The sequence below is a fragment of the Treponema rectale genome (assembly GCF_014202035.1).
In the GTDB taxonomy this organism is placed as follows: Bacteria; Spirochaetota; Spirochaetia; order Treponematales; family Treponemataceae; genus Treponema_D; species Treponema_D rectale.
The window spans coordinates 795,528-821,635 of record NZ_JACHFR010000002.1 but is presented as its reverse complement, the minus strand read 5'-3'; the positions used below and the strand labels follow the sequence as shown (position 1 = coordinate 821,635).

Below are 26,108 nucleotides of genomic sequence, written 5' to 3'. Positions count from 1 at the left end.
TGTAGAGGCATGAACTATTACCTTGTTCGATTATTTTTTTACATATAAAGAAGACTTATAAATTTTGCATTTTAATCCTCTATCTATTAAATCTTTTTTTATATTTTGGAATTCCAAATTTAATAAACGATTGTATATTCTTTTTCTAGAATCATCATATGAAAATGGTATTATTGGAGAAATTGTAATGGCACTAATTATCTTTTCATCAAATGGAAATTTATCTACAACTAAAAAATCATCTTTCTTTTTTTTATCAACTATAAATATTCGTATTTCATTCTCGAAAGAAAAAGAAGATCTTTTCAAACACATAAGACTTAGATAATGCTCTATTGAAAAATCTTTAGGAAAAAAAATATCATTTCCTAGTTCACCCTCTTTATCAAGTTTATCGATCTCTTTTTTCGTAAATGAATAAATAGCATTTCCGATATAAACTTTCTTTTTTTCTCTTTTTGCAAATTCATTTAATCTTGCTAAAAATTCATCAAGATTAAAATAAACCTTTATGCTTTTTGCATTATCATTTGGTGAATACATTTTCCATGCGGCTGCTTCATTTTCAATTTTCTTATTAGTTACACATAGACAAAATATCTTTTTGTCTTTTAATCTTTCATATTCCTGATTTTTAGCAAGAAACTTTGATTCATAAGGATCTTCCCAAACAGTAGGAGAAACAAATACCATTTCTTTCTTTTCCTTATATTCATAAAATCTTTTCAGTGGCATATATCTGTAAACAATCTTATTCTTTTTTGGATCATATCCATTAAGCTTGTAAATATATTTATAATCTTCATGTTGCACACAAGATACTTCACTAAAAATATATTTCCGTATTAATTTATAATTTCCCATTATTTATCACCTATTTCCTGTTCTTCAAGTTCTTTCATCAATAGTTCATATTTTCCACTTAATACTTGATCACTTGTATAGAAATTAATTTTATTTTGGATATTGGCTTTAATTGGGGGTAAAAAGACAGAAGAATTTTTAACATCTAAAGCATATTTTAACCAATTTATCCACAAACGATTTCCATGTTTTTTAAATATTCTAATTTGTTTTTTTCTACTTTTTCTTTACAACTTTCCGATAAACAAATACCAATCTGTTCTAGTTTTTCATCCTGCCTTTTATCTAAATCCATTGTTCCTTCAATAAAGGAACCAAGCATAGCTAATTTTGCGACAACATATGATATAGATTTTGTTATTACTTCAATTTGTTTTATAAAATTATTTTCAAGCAATGGAATACTAATATCCATAATACCGTCTCTATACACTACATTAGTATTATCATGAAACATTTTTTTTTCTTCTTCTGAAAATTCCTTAATCTCATTTATATCTTTCCAAGACATAAAATCATTTATCTTTTTTTCAGTAGTAAAAGCATTAAGATATTCAATATTTTTTTCGTCCTCTTTTTTTAAATCAATTATTTTTAATTGAATATATAACGTGTTTTTCATAATTTTTTCTCCTAATATTTTTTTCTCCCTCCGCCTACAGCAGTACTGCCCATTTCGGCTTACCGCCTGCATGTGCCGTACTGCTGCTGTGCTACGCTCGTTCCTGCTAGTTAGAAGCGGAACAAACAATGCGGAAACCAAGGTTGCCGTACCGGTAGTTAGCGTCGTCGCTGCCCCTGCTGTCCACCCCGCAGTAGTTGCCGCTGCTGCCATAGCTGCCACCACGGCTACAGCGGTCGTCGCTGTAGTACGGGACAACATCCCAGCACCACTCCCACACGTTGCCGCTCATGTCATATAAGCCGTATCCGTTGGCTTTCTTCTGTGCTACAGGGTGTGTTCTACCTCCACTGTTTTCTTTATACCAGCCTACTTCATCAAGATTATTACTGCCAAAATACGTATAATTCTGTCCGCCTTTTGCTGCATACTGCCACTCTTCTACTGTTGGTAAACGGAATCCGTTTGCTTTTGTATTCTGAGTTACTTCTCCTCGAATTGAATCACCATTATGTGGTGTATAATTCCAGGTTGCAACATCAGTGTTACCGTAAACTGCATATACAGGTGTAAAACCGAATTTTTCACTAAGTTTATTACAGAAATAAATTGCATCATACCAGCTTACTTTTTCTACAGGGTTATTGTCTCCTCTATAATAACTTGGGTTGCTACCCATAACAGATGTATACACTTTTTGGGTAACTTCAGTATTGAGCATCTTAAAGTTTCTCTCAGGAATCGACACCATTTTTATTCCCATAGAATCAAACATCTTTGCAACTTCATTATCTCTTGCAACAGATTTTTTTGCTGCTGGTAAAGTAAGACCTTTTGAAATATATTTATTCAAGGACTCAAACTCATTCTTTTCTTTTGCAACAATCCCAACAATTTCCCTCAAATCCCATTCGGGCTTCATTGTACGTGGCTGCACTTTGTTCAAGGTACTTGTCTGTGTAACTTTTCCACTTACAGTGTTGATTACCCGAATCTTGTTAAAATTAAATTTATACTGGCTTGGTTTGCTGTCTCCTTCTGCAGTTACGTTGTAATCAATTTCAAAGTAAACAATCGGATCGCCACGGGTAAGAAGGGAATTGTACATGTCAATATTGTTGTCATATTCTTCACTTACCTTAAAGTCTTCAAGTTCTGTGTCTGTTGGTCTTCTTTTTCCTGTAACACCTTCGTAGGTTAAAATAAACTCATCAGTAAAAATTAAGATGCCGTCTGAATACAAACTTATGTAAGAAATCCAGCCGTCTTTTGCTCCTGTAAATTTTCCGTAACTTACCTTTAATTCTTCACCCATGGAAGAAACTGTTCTTGTTGTTGCAAGTGTTTTCTGGTCGTTACGAATTTCTGCTAATAAAGAAGCATCCTGACTTGCGGTTGTTTTTTTAACGGCCTCACAATCTGCAAAGAATTTGTTTGTTAATTCTTCATTGCTCTTAATTACCTGGTTTTCGCGAATCTGCTTTGAACGTTCTGTCTGTTTTCCGTTATCGTCTTTTTCGGAAGTTCCTAAAGGTCTGTTCCTTATTTTTGCTTCTTCACTTTCTTTGTCCTTAAGCATCTGTTCGTACAGTTCGACACTGCGACTTTCTACACCCTGCCTTATTTCCACAAGTGCTTTCTTTTTGCTTTCAAGAACATTTATCTGGCCAAGAACACCCTGCTTTTCCATTTTTAGTTTGCGAACTTCCGCGGCCTTTGCTGCTGCATCTTTTGCCATCTGGTCACGCTGAGTCTTTAATGCAATGGAACGTTCTGCTTCCAGTTTTTCATCTTCTGCAGCCCGTGCCATCTGTGCCTTAAGTTCTTCCTGACGTTTCTTTTCTGCATTCTGCTTTTCTAAAAGAAGTGCTTTTTCTGCTTCAATTCTGTTCTTGTTTTGGATTGCATTAATATCGTTGGAAGTCATGAGCTTAGAAAGTTCAGCATCATAGTCTTTCATCATTTTCTGATACTGTTCTTCGTTCTGTTTTGCCAGTGCAAGCTGTGCATCTACAGAAAAGTTTGCTGAACCTGATGTAAGGAGATTCTTGTTAAGATCAGAAATTTTTACATTAAGTTTATTTGCCAATGCAAGTGTAAGTTCATCTACTGCACCAGTGGAACCATAAAGATATTCTGCTTTTGAGTATTCTTTAGAAGAACAGCTTGCCATCTGTTCACCGGTTGTAAGGTCTGTAAAGTCTGCACTTATAGTGTAACCTGTTCCTGTTTTACGGAGCTTTACAAATACTGCAAACTTTGCTGTTGTAATCTTTCCAAGTTCAATGGCTGAATTTTCGTCTCTTCCACCGTCTTCACTTTCTGCCTGAAGTTTTTTCAGTGCAGCTTCTGACTTTGAATCAACTACAGTCTTCATTCCAAGATATTCCTGAAGGTTTGACTTAAGCTTGTCCTGAATCTGGCCTGGAAGCCATGCAGATTCTGCACCAGAAATATTTACTACTTCCTGGTTCACAACCTGAACTGGATGTTTGGTAAGATTTTCAAGACGCTCACGTTCCCATTTTGCTTTGGCTTCTTCGGCCTTACGTTTCTCTTCCTGCACAAGACGTTCCTTGTATTGCTCAAGTGTCTCTATACCATCAATCTTTGTTATTGAGTACGATTTTGAAGACAAATCATTTGTTTCAAATGTAACAAGGTATGTTACCTTGTTTGCATAATCAAGACGTTCAGCAATGTTTGTCATATCCATTCCGCTAACAATCTTTACCTTGTTTTTAGCAAAAGCTGACAAAATTACAGTTCCGTCATTTGCTACTTTCATTCCAGAAAGACTCATATCACAAGTAAATACTGCGGTTGCATCTTTGTTTTTTTCTAATGTCTTACCTATTTTCTTTGCATCAACCTTTGTCTGAGCAAAAAGTGAAATTGAAAAGAGTGTAGCTAGAAATAATGTTATGTATTTTTTCATTTATTAATCCTTATTGTTCAAATAAATCCATCCAGGTATTTTTGAATCATGAACAATTACACCTTTCGAAACTAAAGATGTAATTGCACATTTAATTTCATTTTGAAAATCAACACCATTCTTTATACTTTTGATAACTTCTACAAAAAGTAATTCTTCACTGTGAGCGATTCCTTCTCCGCTTCCCATTCTAGAAAAGAACATCTATTACTATTTTTTCAAAATCCATCTCTTACCTCAGTTACATCAAAAAATCTGCCAAATCCATAGCTTCCTGTGCAGCAGCCTTTGTCTGTGCTTCCTTTGCGTCAAGTTTCTTTGCTTCTACAGCAGCTTTTGCAACTTCTGCATTACTTGCAGCAGCATCGGCATTTGCTTTTGCTTTTTCTGCTTCCAAACGTGCCAACTGGGCTTTATACAATGCTTCTTCTTCTGCCTGTTTTGCTGCATCTTTTTTATCTGCGTCTTCCTTCATTTCGCTAAAGAGAGAACCAATCTTTTTCTGAGTTTCTGTTTCAAGACCTTCTGTTCCCATAACATCCATCAGATATTTACGGCAGAGTGCATCCCATGTTGCTTTATCCATAGAATAGACTGTGTAATAGATATACTGTTCACTCTGTTCTTTTGTTCCGGCTTTTGTAGTTCGGACTTTCTGGTAGAATCCTGTTTCTTCACGAAGACCTGTCATATCTGCTTTTGTTTCACTTGCGGCAACATATACTGCTTCCAGCTGGCCTACATCATTTAAGCCCTGACCAACTCTACCAATAACTTTCTGACTCAATTCTGCTGCCTGAACATATGCAAATCCTGCACGACTTAAAGCCTGTGCTGTTGCTTCTGTTTTTCCTGTTGCCATACTTATTTTTACAACGCGGTTTGAATTTAATCCCCACTGTTCCTTGAAAGTATCAGAGTTTCCACGACGCATATTCTTAAGCCATGTTGGAGCCGCAATTTCTCCTAAAGTCCTGTCTGTCCAATCAACAACTACTACCTTATCCACATCATCATCAACATTTACCTTAATAGTAGGATCTGCTTTTGGAGTTGATCCACAGCCTGCAAAGCTTAGCAAAGATGCAAATACAGTTCCTGCTACCATCGCTCTAATTAATGTCTTTTTCATTTGTTTTCTCCTTCCGCCGTTTAATCACAACTTAAAATTTAATTTCTTCATTTATTTTTTCTGCCAGCTTTAGGAATGCTTTTTTCTGAGCATTTTCCAATGAATAAGCGACAGTTTTTTCCGTCAGTTTTGCTTCGTATGAAAAAACAGCTTTTCCTTTACTGCTTTTTATTGAAACAATAACAGCAGGCATAATTGTTACAGGATTTTCGCCATTTGGATTTGATGAAACAATAACATCTGCTGTGTAATTTCCACTTGAACCAACTATAAATCCACCTTTCTCAAGTGCAGTCTTTATGGAAGTCTCCACTATGTTTCCGTAATCGCCCTTCAGGTTTACAAAAATAGTAAGATTCTTTTGTTCTTTTTCTATTTTTGCCGGAAGCTCTGCTACTTCTGTTCTGTCTGCAGAATACTTTTCTTCTTCATTTGGATTTATGATTCTGCCGTATTCAAGTTTTTCAATTAAATCACCTGACACTTTCCAGGCACTTTTATACAACGAAATTTTCGTAAAGGAATCTTCTTCTGATTCCGCCTTTTTTAGAAAAGAGTAAAATTTTGTTTTCTCCGATTCTATTTTTGGCTTATACTGAACCCAGGCATCATCACGAATCATATAAGCTACTGCATACCATTTCTTTTCCGGCTTGTAATAATAACTTTCAGTAAATTCAAGCCCAATGAATTCAACTTCACTTGTAACATTTACTTCATCTATTACACGAGTTTCTTCCTGTATGGACGTACCAGTTGTAATAGAAGACATTGTTGTAGAAAGATTTGCACTTACTGTAGATTGAAAATATCGGGCTAGCTGAGAAGCTGCATCTGTCTTTGCATCTTCTGCAGTAATTCCGCTTCCACGCTGTGCCAGATACTGAGCATTAGGAAAAACAGTACGATAATTTTTAAACCAGTCTGGTTCTACAGACTTTGGCTTTGCAAAACATACTGCTGAAACGAAAGTTAATATAATAACTATCAGAGTTTTTCTCATGTTTTAAATTCTCTCCTCCAATTTTTTTAAAACAAAAAAAGGTACAGTTCTTCACGCAAATTTTCTTTGTGCAAAAAACTGTACCTTATTATTTACTGAGTATTTTCTGTTAAACTATTTAAAATATCCCGAGCAATCGAGCAATCGAGCAATCGAGCAATCGAGCAATCGAGCAATCGAGCAATCGAGCAAATTTTACCACGTGCATTTTTTGTGTCAACATATTTATTATAATTATATCACAAAAAAATCAATTTTCAATCTTTTTGTAATTGAAGATTCTGGAGATATCCTTTTTCACCTAAAACTACTCTAGTCAATGATAAAATCAAAATTTTATCACTAAGTTTGGTCGTCAGGATAACGAATGGAAGAAAAAGGAATTAAATTTGAAGCGGTTCCAAGAAAGAACATGAACAGGCTAATGAGCCTTTTTGAATGCTATCATATCAAGCACAGAAGCATCGTTGCTTACATGATTAACCGCAATCTGGAATTTTATCAAAATTTTTTCAGATTGCGGTTAATTTAGAAAACTCGAATTTCGGGCTATTTAGATGGAATCTTTTAATACAGAACCAAAGTTCTTAAGATAATCAGCAAAACTTATGTACGCCAGAAGGGCACAGACTGCAAAAAATCCATAACCTGAATACAAAGCATACTTCATTACCGGTTCACCGTATTTTCCAAGATACTTTACTAAATCCAGACGGTACATTCCTTCCTGGGCAAGTGCAACAAAGCAGCTTACTACATAGAACACCGTCTTAAGCTTTCCGCCTTTGCGGGCTGCAATGGCTGTACCTCTCTTTGCGGCAACCATTCTTAAAAAGTTCTGGCCGAATTCCCTGTAAAAAATAAGAACATAAAGAATTACCGGCATGTATCCTGAAAATACAAAACAGGTAAACATCGACATATGAAGGAAAACATCTGCAAAAGGATCAAACATTTTTCCGAAATCACTGACTTCATTATGCCTGCGGGCATAACTTCCGTCGTAATAGTCCGTAAGTTCTGCAAAGGCAAGAAGCGGTATCATCAGACATACTGAGATAACGGAAAGTACGCTTCCGCTGCAGGAATGAGTCCATTCAGGAATAAAATATATAAAAAACAGTACAGGTGCCAGTACAAGTCTGGCTAATGTAAATTTATTCGACGTCTTCATGTGCCCTATTATAACGAGTTTTCCTATTTTATTACAATACAATCCTATAATTCTCAGTTGAAGCCTATATGAAACTTCTTGGAATCCTGAACCACGCTTACGGCAGACTTTATTACGCAGTCAGGAAGAATCTTTGCACTTAAAGTAACGGCATGCTCCACCACCGCATGAGAATCTGCAACACCCTGAAGAGTAATTATCTTTCCTGTTTCATCAACATCTGCATGGAGATAATTTATGTTAACGTTGTAATCAAATATAAGCGTATTAACCAGACGCTGTGTTTTAAGAAGGTTTCTGCACATAGAACAGCCTTCTTCACTCATACGCGGGGTAACATGATTCTTTACAAGATCTTCAACCATCGTTGTAACCGTAGGAATCGAAAGAACTCCTGTATTCACGGTAAGAAGGAAATTCCGCGGATCATCATTATCCACATCAAAGAAACTTCTATGAAACCCTTTTCTGTTGGTGTCACTTTCCGCAATTCTTGCAAGTGCATGTTTTTCGTCTATACTGAATTCTTCCTGAAGACGCCGCACACGGACTGAATCATCCGCATAAAACTTCAGAGGAACAAGAGATACAAGTTTCTGTAAAATTACAAAAGCCCCCCGTCCGATGAGAATGACATTATCCTGAGAAGCCGCATCAAGAACAGCCACCTGAAGATAGTTAAGATATTCATCCCTGTCCTTAGTCAGGTTTGCAAAAAAACCCGGCTTGCGTTCATCATATTTAGGAAGTTTTTTTTCAGAAAAACCAAGTTCAACTATTTTTTTCTCAATGGTTTTGCGGTCGATAAACTTATAATTAAGTCGTTCTGCAAGGGCGACAGCTATTTCGTCTCCCCGTGCCGCAATCTGTCGTGTAATAGTAATGACTGCCATAGTTTTCCCCCTTTTTAATTGTGTATACTGTAATTATAATATGTAAAAGTAATTTGTCAAAATTTCAGGAGCGTACTTAATGAACGAGAATCTTATATGGAACGAAAAAGCCAGGCGGGAAGTTTTTAAAACTCCTGTATTTACAGTAACAGAACGGGACAGCACAGGTCCTGACGGTCAGCTGGGAACATACATTGTAAATGAGGCAAATGACTGGGTTATCGTTATTCCTGAACATGATGGAAAATTTCTGATGGTTAAACAGTGGCGCCACGGAGAAAAAAAATTAAGCATTGAATTTCCAGGCGGTGTAATTGAAAAAGGAGAAAAACCTGAAACAGGTGCTGCAAGGGAACTAAAGGAAGAAACTGGAGCTGAGTCAAAAAATCTGATTCACCTTGGAAGCCTTAACCCAAACCCTGCCCTTTTTGCAAACCACGTACATATTTATCTGGCCAGGGAACTTTCATTTACATCAGAACAGCACCTTGATTCTGATGAATTCGTAAACTGCATGGAACTTCCTGTAGAAGAAGTCCTTAAAAACCAGGCATCTGAACTTTACCAGCACGCCCTTATGAGCAGTGCAGTCGGCCTGTACCTGACTTATAAAATGCAGAACGCAGACTAAAAAAAATCCCTGAGATACATTCTGCAGCGTACCCCAGGGATTATAAGCAATATTTACCGAAACTTATTTAGCCGGTTTATAAGGTTCGTATTCAACATCAGGACTGTAAACACCGTCACGGTATTCACCTGTTATTGAAGGAATCTCCATCTTCATGCCAGGAAGAATCAGGTTAGGATCACTAGGCTTTGGAAGCTTAGATTTGTTTGCTTCGTAAAGATTTTCCCAGAGGAACGGGTTGTTATAAACATAAGGACGTCCTGAAATATTCCAGAAACAATCCTTATCCGTTGCCCAGGGACGAACAATATAATACTTAGGAAGAGGAGTAATCTCATAAATTTCTGCAAGGGTATCAAGAACCGTCTTTGCAATTCTTGAAGCACCTTCATAATCTTCTGCAGTATATGCACCTTCTGCCTGTCCGTAAGCTTTTACAGCTGCTTCATAGGCAATAGGAAAGTTTACGTCACCATGAATTGATTCAACGTAAGCGATTCTTTCTTTTGCAGCCTTCATATCCCTGTCCGCATTATCTTTAGCAAGCATGTGGCGGATATATTCTTCAGAAAGAGCAGCATTTTCTTCTGCTTTTTTTGCATATTCTTCAGAAAGGGCATACTCTCCGGCATCAAGAGCCTTCTGAGCTTTTACTGTATATTCCTTTGCAAGTTTCTGATATGTATTGTTCTTATAACTTGCAGCAAATGCAGCTGAAGCAATCAAAGCTGCTGATAAAATCATAGCAAACTTTTTCATTCGTTAGCCTCCTCAACAGGTTCTGCAATATCAGAACTTACTTCTACAGTTGAATTTTCTGCAGCAGTAAAGTCATCTTCTTCAAGAAGACGGGCATTTTCATCTTCAATACCTTCTACTTCACCGTCACCAAGAGGAGCCTGAGCATCAGCCTCAATAGCTACGTTTTCACTTTCCTGAACTCTGGCCTTTGCTGCTTCAATTGCAGCCTGAGCCTTTGCACGCTTGTCAGCTATATCATTATAAAGCCCGTTAAAGCTTTCCTTTGCCTTTGTATAGTTTGCAAGGGCACCTTCCGGATTGCCTGTAACATAATTAGAGTCACCGTCCTTAAAATTCTTAACGGCTGCATCATAATCAGCCTTGCGGCTTACAGAAGCCTTTACGCTGTCAGCAAGTTTTTTTGCTTCATAAGCTGCAGTTCTTTCTTCTTTTGCAAGAGCCTTGAATGCTGAATTAAGCACTGCATCAAAAGATTCTTCTGCAGACTGTGCCTGCTTAAGGCGTGCTGCTCCAGGAACAAGATTAGACTCAGGTCTGGCAAGATCCTCAAGAATCTTTACACCTGCATCATAAGAAGACTTGTTGTATCCTGAATAATCAAGGGAATCAATCTTATCTTTCTTTGCCTTTGCCTTTGCATACGCTTCAAGTGCAAGATACCTGTCATTAAGGTCATTAAGAACAGCAGACATATCTCCTGAATCAGAATCAGCAAGAGCTTTCTGTGCCTCAAGAATGGCATCTGCAGCTGCAAGTCCGTTCGGATCAGCATCTTCAACACCGGCTGCAACGGCAGCTTTTCTTGATTCTTCAACTTTTGCAAGAAGTGCTTTATTTGCATCTGAATAATCTTCAGACGGTTCTTCTACGGCAGGGGTTTCTACAGGCTCCTCTACAACAGGTTCAACCGGGGCTGCCTCTGGCTCCGGAGTAGATCCGCACGCAATGAATGACAGTGCAGAAACTGCAAGTGCAGTCAAAGCCAAAATTCTGACTTTTTTCATAAATCCTCCATATTTTAGATATCTGGATACAGGCATTAAAAATACGTCCAGATACCTTACAGAATACAACATAATAATTTTATATTCAATAAATTTGCTTTGCACCACCGGCAAACATAGGTTATATTTTTAATAACACCAGCGGAGGCGATTATTATGGAAGGAACTATCGAAAAAAACATTATACAGAATCTCGGAACCATTTCTGAGGGAAAAGGCGGATGGAAAACCGAACTGAACCTCGTTTCATGGAATGCCCGTGACCCGAAATACGACATCCGTTCCTGGTCACCGGATCATGAAAAAATGAGCAAAGGCGTTACCCTTACAAAAGAAGAACTTCTTTCTCTGAAAAACCTTTTAAACTCAATAGAACTTTAAAAGCAGCTCAAACCGCTTTCTTCCGTTCAGTCATAAGAATACTCGGAACAGTAAATTCCGTCCTTGTTTATAATTGAATGGAGAAGCATGACAAGGCGGGTATCTTCAAAAGCAGAACCTTCCTGCCTTATACTCATATCCGTCGCAGCCAGCAAGGATATTATTGACGCAACAGATCCGTTACTCCATACACCGGAAGCCTGTCTGTAAAGTTCCTGATTTTTCTTAGAGGAAAAACCACCTGCTTTAAGCTGAGCATCCGTAGGTTTAACTCCTCCTGAAAAAAGCGCGTTCCAGTTACGGAGCTGTCTGAAACAGTAAGTAAGTCCTGCTATAACTGAAACTGCATTAGATTCCCTGGAAAGACGAATCTTATTAAGGATTGCAACTGCAGTTTCAAAACGTTCATTCTTTCTTTTTGCCCTGTCACACATTGATTCAAACAGAGTAAAGGCACTTTCTTCCCTGTTATGTGCCAGAATTTTATCTACATCTGCCGCAGTAATCTGATGTCCGGGTTCAAAACAGTAAAAAAATCTTGAACACTCACTTTTCAGGCTTTCAGTATTATTTTCTACCATCTCAAGAATCTGAGAAACTGCATCAGCACTTATTCCGAAACCGTTTTTCTTAAAATAAGAAACAAGCCACTGTTCCTTACGATTCTCAAACATTTCCCAGAAAATCTTTCTATGTCCGGCCGGAACCGCACTTTCAAGTTTTTTATCCACTGACATTTCATCAGATACAAGGATAAGTATATTGGAACTGTTGCCGGCCTGTTTTGCCCAGCCCGAAATCAATTCAATCTCGGCCTTTGTCTTTATTATTTCTGCATTACGGAGAACTATAAAAAGTGCGGAAGAAAAAAGACTTTCGTTCTGAAGTTGTGCAATTACATCTGCTACCCGCACGTCTGCAGCAAAATAACGGTATTCATCAAGAGAACCGTTCTTTTTTTTTGATTCATCCCGAATTGAATTTATGGCATCATTTTTTTCGCCGGCTTCAGGTCCGGTAAAAAGATAAATTCCTGTTTCAATCATTTGTCACATAAGTCCTGATTATACTGACCAAAGTTCCGCATATTACTGCATTCTGACAGTAAACACTCTGAACTTCCGGAGTTTCACTTTGAAGGCGTATTCTGGAATCTTCCTCAAAATATTTTCTGAGACAAACCGCATCATTGTAAACAACTGCTGCCATCTGACCGTTTTTTACTGAATCAGACTGTTCAATTACAGCAATATCACCGCTTAAAATACCGGCACCTTTCATTGAATCATCAGAAACACTAAAGGCAAAATATTTTTTTTCGGAACGGACGAAAGGTTCAGGAATATTTATATAACTTCCGATATTTTCTTCTGCAAAAATATCTTTTGTACTGTCCTTAAAAACAAGAAGAGGAACCTTGTCTACAAAAAGAATATGTTCCTTCTGACGAAGATCTTTAATAATACGGATTGAACGGGAAACATGCTGTGTCTGAACAATAAAACCTTTTTTCTGAAGGGCAATGAGATGATCCTGCACCGCCCTGATTGAAATCTTAAAATTCTGACCGATTTCCCTTACTGTAGGTGAATATGAATTGTCCTCACAAAACTGTGCAATAAAATCAAGAATTGCACGCTGGCGCTCTGTAAGCCCCTTCATGCTCAGTCCTCTTCAAACTTTGATTCAAAAAGATTAACAATTGCATCTGCTGCTTCTTTTTCGTCAACTCCTTCAACTTTAAGAGTAAGTGTAGTGTTATAACCGGCAGCCATAGTAATTACACCCATGATTGACTTTGCATTTACACTGGCAGAATCTTTTTCAATAGTAACTTCTGATGAAAACTGATTTGCAGTCTGAGCAATAAGTGCTGCAGGACGGGCATGAATACCCGCACGATTTTTAACCGTCAATAATTTTTCTACCATAAAAAACTCCTTTAAAGCCACAACGGCAGTTGTGCGACACGGATGTCGCAAACAGCGAATGCAGGCTTTAGAATGCATTCGCACATGATAAAAAGTACAGGGAAGTACTTTTTATCATGCCTCCTTTAAAGCCACAATAGCAGTTTCAGGCTTTATATATCAATATACGTCATCTGCACTACTGTAAGTATTGGCAGCTGCACTGGTTTCTATCCATTTAAGAACATTCTGATTAAAGTCACGGGCAGAATGATAACCCATGGACTTAAGCCGCTCATTCATCGAAGCAGCTTCTATAATAATAGGAAGATTTCGTCCCGTACGAACCGGAATTTCTATCAGAGGAATCTTTACTCCAAGAAGGTCTATAGTATCCGTATCAGTACCTATACGGTCATACATTTTATTCTGATCCCAGGCAGCAAGTTTTACTACCAGCTGAACTTCCTTCTGCTCACGAATGGAACCGATTCCGTAAAGCTGGGCAATGTTTATGATTCCAAGACCGCGGATTTCCATATGATGGCTGATGAATTTATTTGCACCCTGTCCAAGAATGGTATTTCCGTTTACACAGCGTATTTCTACAACATCATCAGCAACAAGACGGTGTCCGCGCTCTATAAGTTCAAGAGCAGTTTCACTTTTTCCGACGCCGCTGTCACCGGTAAGAAGAATTCCTACGCCGTATACTTCAACAAATACACCGTGCATTGATTTTCTCGGTGCAAAAACATTATTAAATACACGGAAAACACGCTGGGAAAATTCTGATGATTCAAGATCTGTCTGAAGAACAGGAGTTCCTGCAAGGTCTGCCTTTGCAAGAAAAGACTCATCCGGAGTTATGCTGTGACTGAAAATTACGCATGGAATCTTACTATCAAGAAGTTTATCTATAGTAGATGTCTGATTTTCTGAATAAAGCTTGTGAAGATAGGCAAACTCACCCCTTCCAAAAAGCTGAACGCGCTCTTCTGCAAAAGCATCAAAAAAACCTGAAAGTTCAAGCCCCGGACGGTTTATGTCAGGAACCCTTATCTCATTTGCAAGCCCGCTGCGGCCGGCAATACACTTAAGATTAAGAGAATTATAGCCTTTTAGTTCCATTGAAAGTAAATCAAGAACCGTAAACTTCCTGTTCGCCATAAAAAATAGTATACAAAATGAAAGTGTTTATGTCGAGACTTAAATTCAGTAAGATTCTGCCATGACTGAAAACACAAGAGCAAGACTGAACAGATTCAGCACCTTCAAGAAACGGCTTTTTAAAGAAAACGTAATTTTTGAAAATTCCCTTTTATTCAATAAAATGATTGAAGAAGAAAAAAAACTGCTGATAGCAGAACTTATTGTTCGTGCAAAAAACGCAGGCGTAGATTCACAAACAATAGATAAAATTTTCGGAACAGCCGGAAGAGGATACAATTCATGAAGAAAGAATGGTTTGAAAACGACGACTTCTGGATTAATTACGGCCCCATCATGTTTGACGAGGCTCACTGGGCAGAAGCAGCCGGAACAGCAGGACGCATAAAGGAAATTGCAGGGCTTAAAGACGGCCAAAGGATTCTTGATGCCTGCTGTGCCCTGGGACGGATAAGCACGGAACTCGGTCTTTTAAACCTTGATGTAACCGGAGTGGACATAACCCAGCCTTTTCTTGACTGTGCCGCAGAAACTGCAGAAGACGAAGGCGTAAAACTTACCCTCATAAACCATGATATGAGGACCTTTACTTCAGAAAAAAAGTTTAACGCAGCCATAAACGTTTACAATTCCTTCGGTTATTGTGACAGCAAAGACGACGATTACAGAATACTCTCAAGAATCTACGATGCACTTGAAGAGGGAGGAACCTTTATTCTTGAATGCATCAGCCGCGAAACAGCAATACGCTGGTTTACTGAAGGTGAATGGTTTGAGCGTGCCGGAAAAACCGTACTGACGGAATTCAAGCCCACTGGTGCATGGGAAGGTTTAAGTTCAAGATGGATTCTTATTGATAAAAACGGAAACAGAATGGAACACACCTTCATTCAAAGACTTTACTCTGCCGCTGAACTCAGAGACAAACTTCTCGAACTTGGTTTTTCTTCTGCAAAGGTATACGGAGGTTTTGACCTGAGTCCGTATGACTACAATGCAAAAACCATGGTTATTGTTGCAGAAAAATAAACAGGGAATGACCAATAAGTTTAAAAAGTGTCATTTTCGGTTAAAAAGTGTCATTTTCGGGCTTGATCCGAAAATCCCTCTGCATGAGATTGCCGCATCAAGTGCGGCAATGACAGGGTGTCAGGCACAGCAATGACAGGGTGTCGAGCACGACAATGACTCATACTTTTCAGACATCCCCAGGCAGGCTGCCGGAAGTACACACAAGCACATGAAGGGGACTTAAACCGCTTAAAATAAGTTCCGTTGCTTCTTCCTTAGGTCTGTCCAGTCCGCTGATACAGTCCTTTACATACACAGTATAGATTCCCAGATCTATAAGATTTAATACGGTACTTAAAACACAGCACTCTGCAACCACACCGGCAACAAAAACTCTGTCTGCATTCCTGCACTTTTCAAGAACTTCAGGAACTGCAAGAGATGAATATACGCTTTTCTGATAAACCGGATATTCAGAAATAACCTCATCCAGACCGCTGACCATGGCATTGGCAAAATCACTTGCATTTACATCCGCATACTTTTTATTGTAATCCGCCCATACGCCGGACGCCTGGGGATCTGCAATAAATTTTGTAAAAACTACATCATCAAATCTTTTTGATTTTATAAGCGAAACTATTCTTTCTGCACAGCCTTCAGTATCAAGGCAGGCCCACTTCTGATTTTTCAGATAGACATTCTGCATGTCCACTACAAGAAGAAGATCTTTCATTTTTAACTCTAATCAAACTTACTGAATGTCTGTCAAAGCTTCACGTAAAAATTTGTTGCCGACCCGGGCATCTGCCATGAGATGGGTAAAATTCTCATAATGTTCCGGAACGGAATACTGTTCTCCAAAAAGAATTTCCGTTCCGCCGTCAGATGTCCGTTCTACATTCAGCATCCAGGTTTTGCCGAGGAGATTAAAATCAAAACTTCGCCTTACCTCGACAAGAACCTTAAATTCATCCCTAGTCATTCCTTGACCGGATTATATGCATTTTCTTAAGAAGGGCAACTATCTTTGAGTCTTTTTTTTCAGAAACAGCTGTCTCTTCTGCTGCATCTTTTTCTACCTTAAACTTTCCTACTTCCTCACTCATGTGATTAATACTGAGGGCGTTTTCAGTAGAAAGCTTGTTTACTTCCTTGAAGGCATTTGTAAGGGAAGAAACACCTTCCGAAATACCGCTCATAGAACCATTAATCTGAAGCGTTACGGAAGAAAGTTTTTCCATCTGAACAAGAATTTCTTTACTTGCCTGTTCAATAGACTCTGATGCAGTACGTACATCCGTTGTAACAGAATTAATATTGTGCATTGCATCAAGAATCTGTGTACTTCCTGCCTGCTGCTCGTCCATGGCACTCTTGATTACAGCTTCCTGAGTACTTACTTTCTGGGTATTTTCAAAAATAACGTCAAACTGCTCTTTAAGTTCAGCTGAGTCATTTGTCATTCCCTGAATTACTTCACGGAAACTTTCAAGAACCTTACTGATTTTTTTACCCTGTGCATTGGAATCTTCCGCAAGCTTTCTGATTTCATCAGCAACTACGGCAAATCCCTTACCTGCTTCACCGGCATGAGCAGCCTCAATAGCGGCATTCATGGCAAGAAGGTTTGTCTGGCGGGCAATATTCTGAATAACTGCACTGGCTTCAATAAGACCTTCGGAATCATCTACAACCTTATTCGTCATCTGAACGGTCTTTTCGATAGTCTGTTTACCTGATTCAGCAGAAGAAGAAAGTTCCGCAACATTTTCCTGATTCTTTTCAAGAATCTGTGTAACAGAAGCAATATTTGCAACCATTTCCTCAACGGCAGAAGATGACTGAGTTACGCTCTCTGACTGAGAAATAATATTCTGATTAAGGGTTCCGATGGAAGTTACGATTTCATTAATAGTATCGTTTGTCTGATCTACACTGTCACTCTGATTATTAACGTCAACCTTTACATGCTGAACTGTCGTATCAATATCACTGATTTCAGTAGCAGAAACATCCATACTTTCTGAAAGCTGCTGTCCGACTCTCGTCATGCGTTTTGATTCATCAATAATCGAGCGCATGGATTCAGCAATCTTTGAAATGGTACGGTTAAAGTAAAAGCCCAGACGGCCAAGTTCATCTTTAGAAGTATCAGGAAGAGAAACCGTAAGATCTCCGTCTCCTTCTGAAATATTCTTCAAAACACCTATAAGTTTGTTAAGTGGTCTTGAAATGCTTATACCCAGTAAAAGGGCAACACCAACAGAAATAATAATAGAGACAGTAATAATTGCTATCAGAAGCTGAAGTATTGCATTTGTAGGCCCTTCTATGGAAGAAAGAGGCGTTGTCATTACGTAATCCAGAGAATAATAATTGTTGCCGGAAGGAACAATGCGAACTTCAGAATCCTCACCGTGGAATTTTTCACGACTGATTCCGTATGCTCCAGGCTTATACTCCAGAAGACTCTTAAGATCCATGGAAACTGCTTTCTTAAACTTAAGCTCCTGAGAAAAAGGATCAAGAACAACATTTTCTTCTTCATCAAGAAGAATGAGTTTTATGTCACCCATACTCTTTTCATCACCAAGAATTTCAAGGAATACAGATGCATTCATTTCTATAAGTGCAAGACTTTCATCCGTTCCGTCATCAATCATGATTCCGCAGGAAAATACAAGATGACCGTCTGCATTTAAATAAACAGGAGTAAAATACGGATCTCCCATGCAGTTAAGAACGGTATCATACCATTCTTTCTGGTAGGCAAAAACATAAGACATACTGCCTTCCGGATAACAGATACATCTTTCGTCTGAAGTAAGAACTGCCGCAGACATAATCAGTTCATTTGAATCTACGGTATACTCTTCAATCATCTGAATAGCATCTTCATCTTCGATGTCATTGGCTGCAATCTGAGCAATTGCATAAGTCGAATGGTAAATACCCTGCATGTAGGCATCAATGGTTGAATCTGTAAGACGAATTGTTGTTGCAAACTTATCAGTAAATGTCGCTTCGTTCATCGGCTTTACTTTTTTATAAATGCTGAAGCCTAAAACCAGCAGAAGTGCAACTGTTTCTACGACAATTCCGATTATAATTCTTGTTGCAATAGACTTTTTACGTTCTTTTTTAATTTCCGGCACATTTTTCATAAATAAAAAGCTCTCCTAGTGAAAAATTTAAAAATGTCTACTCTAATTTTAACACCCATTAATGTAAAAAACTATAAAAACAACCTTAAAAGAATAAAAAAAATGAAAAACTTAAGCCATGCGGAGGTTTTCACAATATGCAGGTAATTTTCTGTTTCGTGTGATTTTTTGTAAATTCGTCTCCATTAAAAACACATATCCTTTGTTTTAGCAATGTCATGTGTTATAATATCTGTCGTATATTAGCATTCAATTTTTCTTTAGGAGGAAAAATAATGAAAAAAACAATGGCTCTTGTTCTGGCAGCTGTAATTTCAGGAACAGTATTTGCACAGACACCTGCAGAAATCGTAGACAAGTCAGTAACAATCACACCTCCTGACTATTCAGAAACAATCCTTACAATGGATCTTTTGGACAGAAACGGAAAAGTAACTGAACACAGACAGATTAATCAGTATGGAGACAGAAAATCAGGTCTCGTACGTACAGTTTTTGACATCCGTTCACCAGCATCTGTTAAGGACACACGTATTCTTCAGGCTGAAAACGCAAACAAATCTGACGACAAATGGATTTACCTTCCGTCACTTAAAACAACAAGACGTATTGCAAATACAGAAAAGAAAAAGTCATTCGTAGGTTCTGAATTTACTTACAACGACATGACTCTTCGTGAAGCAGACAAAGATGAACACACTTTCGTTAACGAAAACGGTTCTTACACTACAAACGGCAAAGCTTATTCCGTATGGATCATCAAGTCAGTTCCTGTAAAGGACAAAAACCTTGAATACGCTTACCGCATCCAGTACATCGACAAAGAATCAAATATTCCTCTCCTTATGGAATTCTACAATAAAAAGGATGAAAAGATTAAGGAAGCTATCCTTGAAAAATTCTCTAAAGTAAAGGGAAGCACCGGCAGAGAATACTGGCTCCGTCAGTCTCAGTTAGTAAAGAACCTTGAAACAGGTAAACAGACACGTGTAATAGTAGAAAAATACACATTTGATAAACCTATTTCAGACCGCTACTTTACACAGAACTGGCTTAACACCGGTAAATAAAACTATTTAACTGGAGCAGAATAATGAAATTTACAAAAACAGCTTTATTTGCAACTGCAATGCTTTCTGCAGCAGGAATTACATTTGCACAGGATTTTGATGACTTTGACTATTCAGAGGAACCGACAACATCATTTACTGTAGGCGGTAACTTTGAAACAACAGCCCGCTCATATCTTGATGAAGCAGATCATGAAATAAAAAGCGCAGATGACGTTTCTACCCTTCACACAGAAGCAAATGCTACAGGAAAGCTCAATCTTAATTACTCAGGACTCAGTTCTGACCTTAACGCAGTAATTAAATTTGACAAGAATACTTTCGGTGAACATCCGGAAGATCTTCTTGATGAATTTACGGCACGTGCATATCTGGGAAATCTCCTGATTGAAGCAGGAAAAATGCGTGTTGTATGGGGAAAAGGTGATAAAAACCACGTTGTAGACAATTTCAATGCAAATGACTACACAGACTACATCTTCCCAGACTACCTGGACCGCCGTATTGCAGAACCAATGTTCCGTGCAGTTTATTCAACAAACAACGATGTTAAATTCGAAGCAGTCTGGACTCCTGTAATGACAGCTGACCGTCTTGCTTCAAGCGGAAACTGGCAGCCTAAGGCAAGTAAAGAACTTACAGACAAGGTTCAGTCTGCAGCCCTCGACTACCTTAAAAAAGCAACAGAAGCTAAGGTAAAGGCAAATCAGCTTGCTACAGAAGCTGCTACTCTTCAGGCAACAGGCGATACAGCAAATCTTGCAACCCTCATCAGCAATAACGCTGCGACACTTGTACCATACCACCTTGACCCGGCAAACGCCCTTACCACAGCATCAGCCGCAATTCAGGAGTACGTATCTGCAACCGAGAAAGCTTATCTTACAGCTCTCAGCAATACAGGTTCCCTTACAGATAATCTTTATCCAGATACATATCAGCTTAAATACGGACAGGCAGGTTTACGCACAACCTTTACAGCAGGCGGATTTGACCTTGGTTTCAGCTACTACTACGGTCATTACAAGCAGCCTTCTGCAAACCTTTCAAAATACAGCGCATACGTAGAAAAAGTTCTTTCAGGTGCTGAAATTTCTGAATCTGATAAATTCCTTTCTTACGACCAGCTTCAGGTATTCGGTCTTGAAGGAGCTACAGTGTTCGGTCCGCTCAACATCCGTTTTGAAGCTGCATACAACCTTACTGACGATACAAAAGGTGATGACCCTTGGGTTCACAACAACAGCATTGCCTGGGAAGCAGGTTTTGACATGGATCTTCCTATAAGCAACATCAACTTCAACATTCAGACTGTAGGAAAATACATTCTCAAGGGAGATAAAATCAACGACAGCCTCTATAAAGCATTCGACGTTGACGGTGATGCAAACGACTGCTATACAAACAACAAGATTATCGTTGACATCACAGACAGCTACAGAAACGAGACTATCAAGCTTGATATCAAGGGTGTATGGGGAATTGAAAGGGGAGATGTTGTAATCATGCCTTCACTTGCATTCGACGTAAAGGATGACATGACACTTAACCTTTCAGGACTTTACATCTGGTGTAAAGATGAAGACAGTGAATTTGACGGCTGGCAGCACAACAGCTTTGCTCAGGTTGGAATCAAATATCTGTTCTAATTCTTTTACAAAGTTATAACAAACTTTTAAGATAACAGACATCCCTGAAACAGAAAAAAAATCTGTTTCAGGGATTTTTTTATATATTTGTGCAGATTTTGAAAATTCAGTGCAAATATATATGTATGGAAAAAGAAAATGAAAACCGAACGGTTAAGGACAGTCTCTTCGTAGACTATTTTTCAAAGGATGCAGTTGTTGGAAAGAAAAACTTCATTGAACTGTACAACTGCATTTCCGGGAATTCCCTTTCGCCTGAAGATACGGTTCTTGAAGACGTAAAGATTGAGCAGGTAATCTACAAGTCTTTCTGCAACGACATATCCATGCTCGTCAACGGAAAACTTGTCGTCCTGCTGGAGCACCAGTCTTCAGTAAACGAGAACATGCCCCTGCGATTTCTGATTTACTGTTCCCGCATCTATGAAAGGATTGTGGATTCAAGGCTCAAGTTTTCAACGGAGCGAAAGATGATTCCTTCACCGGAGTTCTACGTCATCTACAACGGAGGCAGGAACTATCCTCCGCAGAAAATACTCAGGCTGTCGGATTCCTTCATTGATAAAAAGGGAGAAAGTGAAGTTCCCCTGGAGCTTAACGTAAAGGTGTTCAACATAAAGCATCCGGAATGTACGCTGGACTTTTCTTCTTGCAAGCCGCTGGATAATTATGTAAAATTCATCAGCCTTGTAGAAGAAGAAAAAAGCAGCGGAGCATCAGACTTCATGACAAGGGCAGTACTTAAGGCGCAGAAGCAGAATCTCCTTCCCGATTACCTGCGCCGCAAGGCTTCGGAGGTAATAAGCATGGTATTCAACGAATATGACTATGAAACGGACATACAGGTAAAGACGGAAGAAGCCGAACGCAGGGGACATGCAGCCGGACTTAGCGAAGGTCGTGCTGCCGGACTTAGCGAAGGTCGTGCTGCCGGACTTAGCGAAGGCAGAACTGAAGGAGCACGGAATGCCAGGATTGAAACGGCAAGGAAACTGATGCAGAAAAATGTTTCCGTACAAATTATAGAGGAATGTACGGGGCTTTCGGAAGAAGAGATCTTGAAAGTTAAATAGAGATTGCCTTGTAGAAGAAGAAAAAAGCAGCGGAGCATCAGACTTCATGACAAGGGCAGTACTTAAGGCGCAGAAGCAGAACCTTCTTCCCGATTACCTGCGCCGCAAGGCTTCGGAGGTAATAAGCATGGTATTCAACGAATATGACTACGAAACGGACATACAGGTAAAGACGGAAGAAGCTGAACGCCGGGGACATGCAGCAGGTCTTAGTGAAGGCAGAACTGAGGGAGCAAGACAGAAAGCTGTTGAAACGGCAAAGAATTTTTTAAGCATGAATATATCGCTAGAACAGATAGCACAGGGAACAGGACTTTCAGAAGAAGAAATCATGAAACTTAAGCAGGAACTATCCTGAAAAAAAAAGCCCGGGTAATCTACGGCACAGCATCTGACCAAATACCGTTGCTGGATTCCTCCTCTGGCGGGGTTTTCTGGCAGCTGCTTGCATAGCACCCGGACAATAAAGAAAAGCTGAGGACTTGCACCTCAAAAAGCCTGCATATCAAAATCCCTTCTGACATGCTGCTCAATTCTAACTGTACAAAAAAAATGGTCTGTAAAACACAGACCTTCAAGAACGAGACTGACACGATTCGAACGTGCGACCTCTTCCTCCGCAGGGAAGCGCTCTAATCCAACTGAGCTACAGTCTCAAAATTTCCAGCGGAGGCGACAGGAGTCGAACCTGCCCGGCCCTTTCGGAACCGACGGTTTAGCAAACCGTTGTATTAACCGCTCTACAACGCCTCCAAAGTCTTTCTTCCGTTAGACTCTATAAATAAAAAAGCGGAGCGAGAGGGATTTGAACCCCCGATACCCGTAAGAGTATAACGGTTTTCAAGACCGCCGCGTTCGACCACTCTGCCATCGCTCCGTAAAATGTAGCGTAACTATATAAAAATACAAAAATAATGTCAAGCACTCCTGTGTTTTTTTATAAAAAAATTCCGCAGTTTTCAAAGGCAATCTCGACAACAGTAAAAGTAAACAGTATAAAATAGAGCAGGAAATCTGAAGCCTGCAAGGGCTTTAAAGGAAATGTTTATGAATATTCTTTCTATATCCAACTTAAAGCGCATCGGAAGGGAAAAGCCGCTTTTTGAAAACGTTACATTCGGACTTAATGAAGGAGACAAGGCTGCCCTTATCGGACGCAACGGAACAGGAAAATCCACCCTCTTAAATACAATAGCAGGCGTTCTTGTACCGGATGAAGGAAGCGTCGTAATGAATAAAGAAGCCGGAGTTTCATTCTTACCGCAGAATCCAATATTCAATAAAGACGATACCATCAGGGAACATATCTTCAAATCAGATTCACCAAAACTGAACCTTATCCGGGAATATGAAGAAATCTGCAGCAGGCTCGAAAAAGACAACTCTGAATCTGTACAAAAACAGTTCAATTCAATAAACGAACAGATGAACCAGAAAGATCTCTGGAATTACGAGGCTCAGGTAAGCTCAATCCTTACGACACTGGGAATCAATGACCTGAACAAAAAAATGGGAGAACTTTCCGGGGGCATGATAAAAAAAGTAGCCCTTGCACAGGTTCTGGTAGAAGATACAAAACTGCTGCTTTTAGACGAACCGACAAACCATCTGGACATAACCACCATTCACTGGCTTCAGGAATACCTTGCCCAGACAAAACGCTCAGTTCTTATGGTAACCCATGACCGCTACTTTCTTGATGCCGTATGCAACAATATATACGAGCTTAACAGGAACAGGGTAAAACTTTATACAGGAAACTATTCAACCTATCTTGAAAAGAAACAGACTGAAGCAGAAATAGAAGCCAATACCGAAAGAAGAATCGAAAGCGTCCTCAGGTTCGAAAGAGACTGGCTTATGAGGGGACCGTGCGCCAGGGGAACAAAAGCAAAGGCCCGCATTCAGAGAGATGAAGCCCTCATCAACAGGGAAAAGTTTCATGATCCTAAGGGATTTACCTTTGAAGTTGCAGGCCGCCGTCTCGGAGGAAAAATCCTTGAACTTCACAACATCAGCAAAACCTTTGATAATGCAGGCCGTCCAATAATCAGAGACTTCAACTACACCTTCAGCAAAGGAGAAAAAATAGGAATTTTCGGCGACAACGGTTCAGGCAAATCAACCCTGCTCAACATAATAACAGGAACCCTTCCACCGGATTCAGGTTATATAGAAAAAGGTGAAAACACAGCCATTGCCTATTACCAGCAGAACCCTGTTTTTAAAGATCTTTCCATTACAGTCCTCGACTACGTAAAGGAAGCTGCGGAAGTAATGAAAATGAATGACGGAACGGAACTAAGTGCAGCCCTCTTCCTTGAACAGTTCGGCTTTGAAGGAAAAATCCAGCATTCAATGCTCAGCACTTTAAGCGGCGGAGAACGGAAACGGCTCTTCCTCGTAAGGCTTCTGCTCAGCAATCCAAACTTCCTTATTCTTGATGAACCGACCAATGACTTTGATATTTTTACAATGAATATTCTGGAACAGTTCCTCATGGGATTTAAAGGCTGTCTTCTTATCGTAAGCCACGACCGTTACTTTATGGATAAAGTTGCAGACACAATGTTCATTCTTGAAGGAGACGGAAACATTTCAGGTTTTGCAGGAAAATGTTCTGAATACATTGAATTCCGGGAAGAACGCAAACGGCAGGAAATGCTTGAACAGAAAAAAGCAGCTTCCGCAAAAGCAGAAACTGAAAAACTTCAGGAAAAACAGGCAGTTCAAAATTCAGCCTCAAAAAGAAAAATGTCTTTTAAGGAACAGAAAGAATTCTCTGAACTGGAAGAAAGAATTGCAGTCCTGGAAGATTCACTGAAAGAATACGAAAAAGACATGAGCAGCACTGATTACGAAAAAAGCAAGGCAGCCGGTGATAAGTATGCAGCAGCACAGACCGAACTTGAAACAGCCTATGCCAGATGGGAAGAACTTGCAGCCCTTGCGTAAAAGTTAAAGGTATTTAAAAAGTTACTAAATTTTGCTTTAGTTCTGCCGAAAATTTGAGTATGGCAAAAAACAGTTACAGTCAGCCGGACTTCTGGTCTCAGAAAGCCTTCAGGGAAGGATATCCGGCAAGAAGCGTATATAAACTCGAAGAAATCGATAAAAAATTCGGAATGCTGAAAAAGTGCCGCACTGTTCTTGATCTTGGTGCAGCACCGGGAAGCTGGACGACATGGCTTTTACGCAACATAGATTCCTCAGGAAAAGTAGTTTCCTGTGATCTTAACCCCCTTGCAAAAACAGTTACTGCAGACAACCTTGTATTTTTTCAGGGAGACCTTCTGAGCGAAGAAATCCGTGAAAAAATAACTGCGGAAGGTCCCTATGACCTTGTGGTATGTGATGCAGCACCGCTGACTACAGGAAACAGAACCATAGATACTCTGAGGAGCAAGAGCCTTGTAGAAATGGCCATCTGGTATGCACAGCAGATGCTGAAACCGGGAGGAAACTTCTGCGTTAAAATCTTTCAGAACGGAGACCAGCAGAAACTGCTGATGAAGATGAGGGAAACCTTTACCCAGGCAAAAGGATTTAAGCCAGAAGCCTGCAGGGCGGAATCTTTTGAGACATACCTGATAGGACTTAATAAAAAAGGGTGAGCAGTATGAAGAAAATTGAATTTTTCAAGAACATGTGCTA

Annotated in this window: 28 protein-coding genes, 3 tRNA genes and 1 other RNA gene; 10 read left to right on the top strand and 22 right to left on the bottom strand. The window is 39.3% G+C overall.

The features are described 5' to 3' along the window. Positions 1-30: 30 nt before the first annotated feature. From HNP77_RS08015 to HNP77_RS07975, 9 genes are all read right to left on the bottom strand, one after another. Positions 31-864: a hypothetical protein gene (locus HNP77_RS08015; protein ID WP_184652646.1), complete on the bottom strand. Its 834-nt coding sequence runs from the start codon at positions 862-864 to the stop codon at positions 31-33. Continuing rightward, on the bottom strand, positions 864-1,040 hold the full coding sequence (locus HNP77_RS08010; protein WP_184652645.1) for a hypothetical protein: 177 nt from the start codon (positions 1,038-1,040) through the stop codon (positions 864-866). Before HNP77_RS08010 ends, HNP77_RS08015 begins: the two co-directional genes overlap by 1 nt. After that, positions 1,031-1,699: a hypothetical protein gene (locus HNP77_RS08005; RefSeq protein WP_184652644.1), complete on the bottom strand. Its 669-nt coding sequence runs from the start codon at positions 1,697-1,699 to the stop codon at positions 1,031-1,033. The genes HNP77_RS08010 and HNP77_RS08005 overlap by 10 nt, the downstream gene beginning before the upstream one ends. Further along, the gene (locus tag HNP77_RS12375; protein WP_246428882.1) at positions 1,593-4,424 is read right to left on the bottom strand and encodes a formylglycine-generating enzyme family protein; all 2,832 of its coding nucleotides are present in this window, start codon (positions 4,422-4,424) and stop codon (positions 1,593-1,595) included. The genes HNP77_RS08005 and HNP77_RS12375 overlap by 107 nt, the downstream gene beginning before the upstream one ends. A gap of 3 nt (positions 4,425-4,427) precedes the next feature. Then, the gene (locus HNP77_RS07995; protein WP_184652643.1) at positions 4,428-4,628 is read right to left on the bottom strand and encodes a hypothetical protein; all 201 of its coding nucleotides are present in this window, start codon (positions 4,626-4,628) and stop codon (positions 4,428-4,430) included. A gap of 37 nt (positions 4,629-4,665) precedes the next feature. Further along, positions 4,666-5,556 (bottom strand): hypothetical protein, encoded by an 891-nt coding sequence (locus HNP77_RS07990; RefSeq protein WP_184652642.1) that lies wholly within the window; start codon positions 5,554-5,556, stop codon positions 4,666-4,668. A gap of 31 nt (positions 5,557-5,587) precedes the next feature. After that, on the bottom strand, positions 5,588-6,559 hold the full coding sequence (locus tag HNP77_RS07985) for an LPP20 family lipoprotein (protein WP_184652641.1): 972 nt from the start codon (positions 6,557-6,559) through the stop codon (positions 5,588-5,590). Positions 6,560-7,112: 553 nt separating this feature from the next. After that, entirely contained in the window at positions 7,113-7,733 is a 621-nt protein-coding gene (gene pgsA, locus HNP77_RS07980) for a CDP-diacylglycerol--glycerol-3-phosphate 3-phosphatidyltransferase (protein ID WP_184652640.1), read from the bottom strand. A 53-nt stretch (positions 7,734-7,786) separates the two neighbouring features. Next, complete coding sequence (locus HNP77_RS07975; protein WP_184652639.1) at positions 7,787-8,626, bottom strand: cytidylate kinase-like family protein; 840 nt, start codon at positions 8,624-8,626, stop codon at positions 7,787-7,789. Between the two features lie 79 nt (positions 8,627-8,705). On the opposite strand from HNP77_RS07975, the gene HNP77_RS07970 reads away from it, so the two are divergent. Beyond that, complete coding sequence (locus HNP77_RS07970) at positions 8,706-9,257, top strand: NUDIX hydrolase (protein WP_184652638.1); 552 nt, start codon at positions 8,706-8,708, stop codon at positions 9,255-9,257. 63 nt (positions 9,258-9,320) lie between these two features. Here the strand turns inward: HNP77_RS07970 and HNP77_RS07965 are convergent, their stop codons facing one another. Continuing rightward, positions 9,321-10,016 (bottom strand): LysM peptidoglycan-binding domain-containing protein, encoded by a 696-nt coding sequence (locus tag HNP77_RS07965; protein ID WP_184652637.1) that lies wholly within the window; start codon positions 10,014-10,016, stop codon positions 9,321-9,323. After that, positions 10,013-11,023: a hypothetical protein gene (locus tag HNP77_RS07960; RefSeq protein WP_184652636.1), complete on the bottom strand. Its 1,011-nt coding sequence runs from the start codon at positions 11,021-11,023 to the stop codon at positions 10,013-10,015. Before HNP77_RS07960 ends, HNP77_RS07965 begins: the two co-directional genes overlap by 4 nt. 156 nt (positions 11,024-11,179) lie before the next feature. Here HNP77_RS07960 and HNP77_RS07955 point away from each other — a divergent pair, with 156 nt between their 5' ends. Continuing rightward, entirely contained in the window at positions 11,180-11,404 is a 225-nt protein-coding gene (locus HNP77_RS07955; protein ID WP_184652635.1) for a YdbC family protein, read from the top strand. Between the two features lie 26 nt (positions 11,405-11,430). Here the strand turns inward: HNP77_RS07955 and holA are convergent, their stop codons facing one another. The 4 genes from holA to hprK all read right to left on the bottom strand — a co-directional run bounded on the left by holA (position 11,431) and on the right by hprK (position 14,484). After that, the gene (gene holA / locus HNP77_RS07950; RefSeq protein ID WP_184652634.1) at positions 11,431-12,450 is read right to left on the bottom strand and encodes a DNA polymerase III subunit delta; all 1,020 of its coding nucleotides are present in this window, start codon (positions 12,448-12,450) and stop codon (positions 11,431-11,433) included. Further along, positions 12,443-13,066 (bottom strand): transcriptional repressor LexA, encoded by a 624-nt coding sequence (gene lexA / locus HNP77_RS07945; protein WP_184652633.1) that lies wholly within the window; start codon positions 13,064-13,066, stop codon positions 12,443-12,445. The genes holA and lexA overlap by 8 nt, the downstream gene beginning before the upstream one ends. A 2-nt stretch (positions 13,067-13,068) precedes the next feature. After that, positions 13,069-13,335, bottom strand: a complete 267-nt coding sequence (locus HNP77_RS07940) for an HPr family phosphocarrier protein (protein WP_184652632.1) — start codon at positions 13,333-13,335, stop codon at positions 13,069-13,071. A 159-nt stretch (positions 13,336-13,494) separates the two neighbouring features. Beyond that, on the bottom strand, positions 13,495-14,484 hold the full coding sequence (gene hprK / locus HNP77_RS07935; RefSeq protein ID WP_184652631.1) for an HPr(Ser) kinase/phosphatase: 990 nt from the start codon (positions 14,482-14,484) through the stop codon (positions 13,495-13,497). A gap of 61 nt (positions 14,485-14,545) precedes the next feature. On the opposite strand from hprK, the gene HNP77_RS07930 reads away from it, so the two are divergent. Together HNP77_RS07930 and HNP77_RS07925 are read left to right on the top strand one after the other, a co-directional pair. After that, positions 14,546-14,770, top strand: coding sequence for a hypothetical protein (locus tag HNP77_RS07930; protein ID WP_184652630.1), 225 nt, complete (start codon positions 14,546-14,548; stop codon positions 14,768-14,770). Continuing rightward, on the top strand, positions 14,767-15,513 hold the full coding sequence (locus tag HNP77_RS07925; RefSeq protein ID WP_184652629.1) for a class I SAM-dependent methyltransferase: 747 nt from the start codon (positions 14,767-14,769) through the stop codon (positions 15,511-15,513). Before HNP77_RS07930 ends, HNP77_RS07925 begins: the two co-directional genes overlap by 4 nt. A gap of 169 nt (positions 15,514-15,682) precedes the next feature. Here the strand turns inward: HNP77_RS07925 and HNP77_RS07920 are convergent, their stop codons facing one another. Genes HNP77_RS07920 through HNP77_RS07910 form a run of 3 tightly spaced genes read right to left on the bottom strand, consistent with a single transcriptional unit; the run spans position 15,683 to position 18,662 of the window. Beyond that, the gene (locus tag HNP77_RS07920) at positions 15,683-16,231 is read right to left on the bottom strand and encodes a cysteine hydrolase family protein (protein ID WP_184652628.1); all 549 of its coding nucleotides are present in this window, start codon (positions 16,229-16,231) and stop codon (positions 15,683-15,685) included. 18 nt (positions 16,232-16,249) lie between these two features. Continuing rightward, complete coding sequence (locus tag HNP77_RS07915; protein WP_184652627.1) at positions 16,250-16,480, bottom strand: hypothetical protein; 231 nt, start codon at positions 16,478-16,480, stop codon at positions 16,250-16,252. Further along, positions 16,473-18,662 carry a methyl-accepting chemotaxis protein gene (locus HNP77_RS07910; RefSeq protein ID WP_184652626.1) on the bottom strand — a complete coding sequence of 730 codons (2,190 nt, stop codon included), beginning with the start codon at positions 18,660-18,662 and terminating at the stop codon, positions 16,473-16,475. The genes HNP77_RS07915 and HNP77_RS07910 overlap by 8 nt, the downstream gene beginning before the upstream one ends. Positions 18,663-18,937: 275 nt before the next feature. Between HNP77_RS07910 and HNP77_RS07905 the strand changes: the two genes are divergently transcribed. From HNP77_RS07905 to HNP77_RS07890, 4 genes are all read left to right on the top strand, one after another. After that, positions 18,938-19,732: an outer membrane lipoprotein-sorting protein gene (locus HNP77_RS07905; protein WP_184652625.1), complete on the top strand. Its 795-nt coding sequence runs from the start codon at positions 18,938-18,940 to the stop codon at positions 19,730-19,732. A 23-nt stretch (positions 19,733-19,755) separates the two neighbouring features. After that, entirely contained in the window at positions 19,756-21,381 is a 1,626-nt protein-coding gene (locus HNP77_RS07900) for a hypothetical protein (protein WP_184652624.1), read from the top strand. A gap of 125 nt (positions 21,382-21,506) precedes the next feature. Beyond that, positions 21,507-22,454: an Rpn family recombination-promoting nuclease/putative transposase gene (locus tag HNP77_RS07895; RefSeq protein ID WP_184652623.1), complete on the top strand. Its 948-nt coding sequence runs from the start codon at positions 21,507-21,509 to the stop codon at positions 22,452-22,454. A gap of 46 nt (positions 22,455-22,500) precedes the next feature. Then, the gene (locus HNP77_RS07890; RefSeq protein ID WP_184652622.1) at positions 22,501-22,812 is read left to right on the top strand and encodes an RpnC/YadD family protein; all 312 of its coding nucleotides are present in this window, start codon (positions 22,501-22,503) and stop codon (positions 22,810-22,812) included. 5 nt (positions 22,813-22,817) lie between these two features. Here HNP77_RS07890 and ffs read toward each other — a convergent pair. The 4 genes from ffs to HNP77_RS07870 form a co-directional block, all read right to left on the bottom strand. Beyond that, positions 22,818-22,916, bottom strand: an RNA gene (ffs, locus tag HNP77_RS07885) — signal recognition particle sRNA small type. A gap of 119 nt (positions 22,917-23,035) precedes the next feature. Then, a tRNA-Arg gene (locus tag HNP77_RS07880) sits at positions 23,036-23,110 on the bottom strand. Between the two features lie 11 nt (positions 23,111-23,121). Continuing rightward, positions 23,122-23,207 (bottom strand) — tRNA-Ser (locus HNP77_RS07875). A gap of 37 nt (positions 23,208-23,244) precedes the next feature. Beyond that, positions 23,245-23,331 (bottom strand) — tRNA-Ser (locus HNP77_RS07870). A gap of 170 nt (positions 23,332-23,501) precedes the next feature. On the opposite strand from HNP77_RS07870, the gene HNP77_RS07865 reads away from it, so the two are divergent. Together HNP77_RS07865 and HNP77_RS07860 are read left to right on the top strand one after the other, a co-directional pair. Continuing rightward, positions 23,502-25,409, top strand: a complete 1,908-nt coding sequence (locus HNP77_RS07865; protein ID WP_184652621.1) for an ABC-F family ATP-binding cassette domain-containing protein — start codon at positions 23,502-23,504, stop codon at positions 25,407-25,409. Between the two features lie 59 nt (positions 25,410-25,468). Continuing rightward, complete coding sequence (locus HNP77_RS07860; protein WP_184652620.1) at positions 25,469-26,068, top strand: SAM-dependent methyltransferase; 600 nt, start codon at positions 25,469-25,471, stop codon at positions 26,066-26,068. The last annotated feature ends 40 nt before the right edge of the window (positions 26,069-26,108 follow it).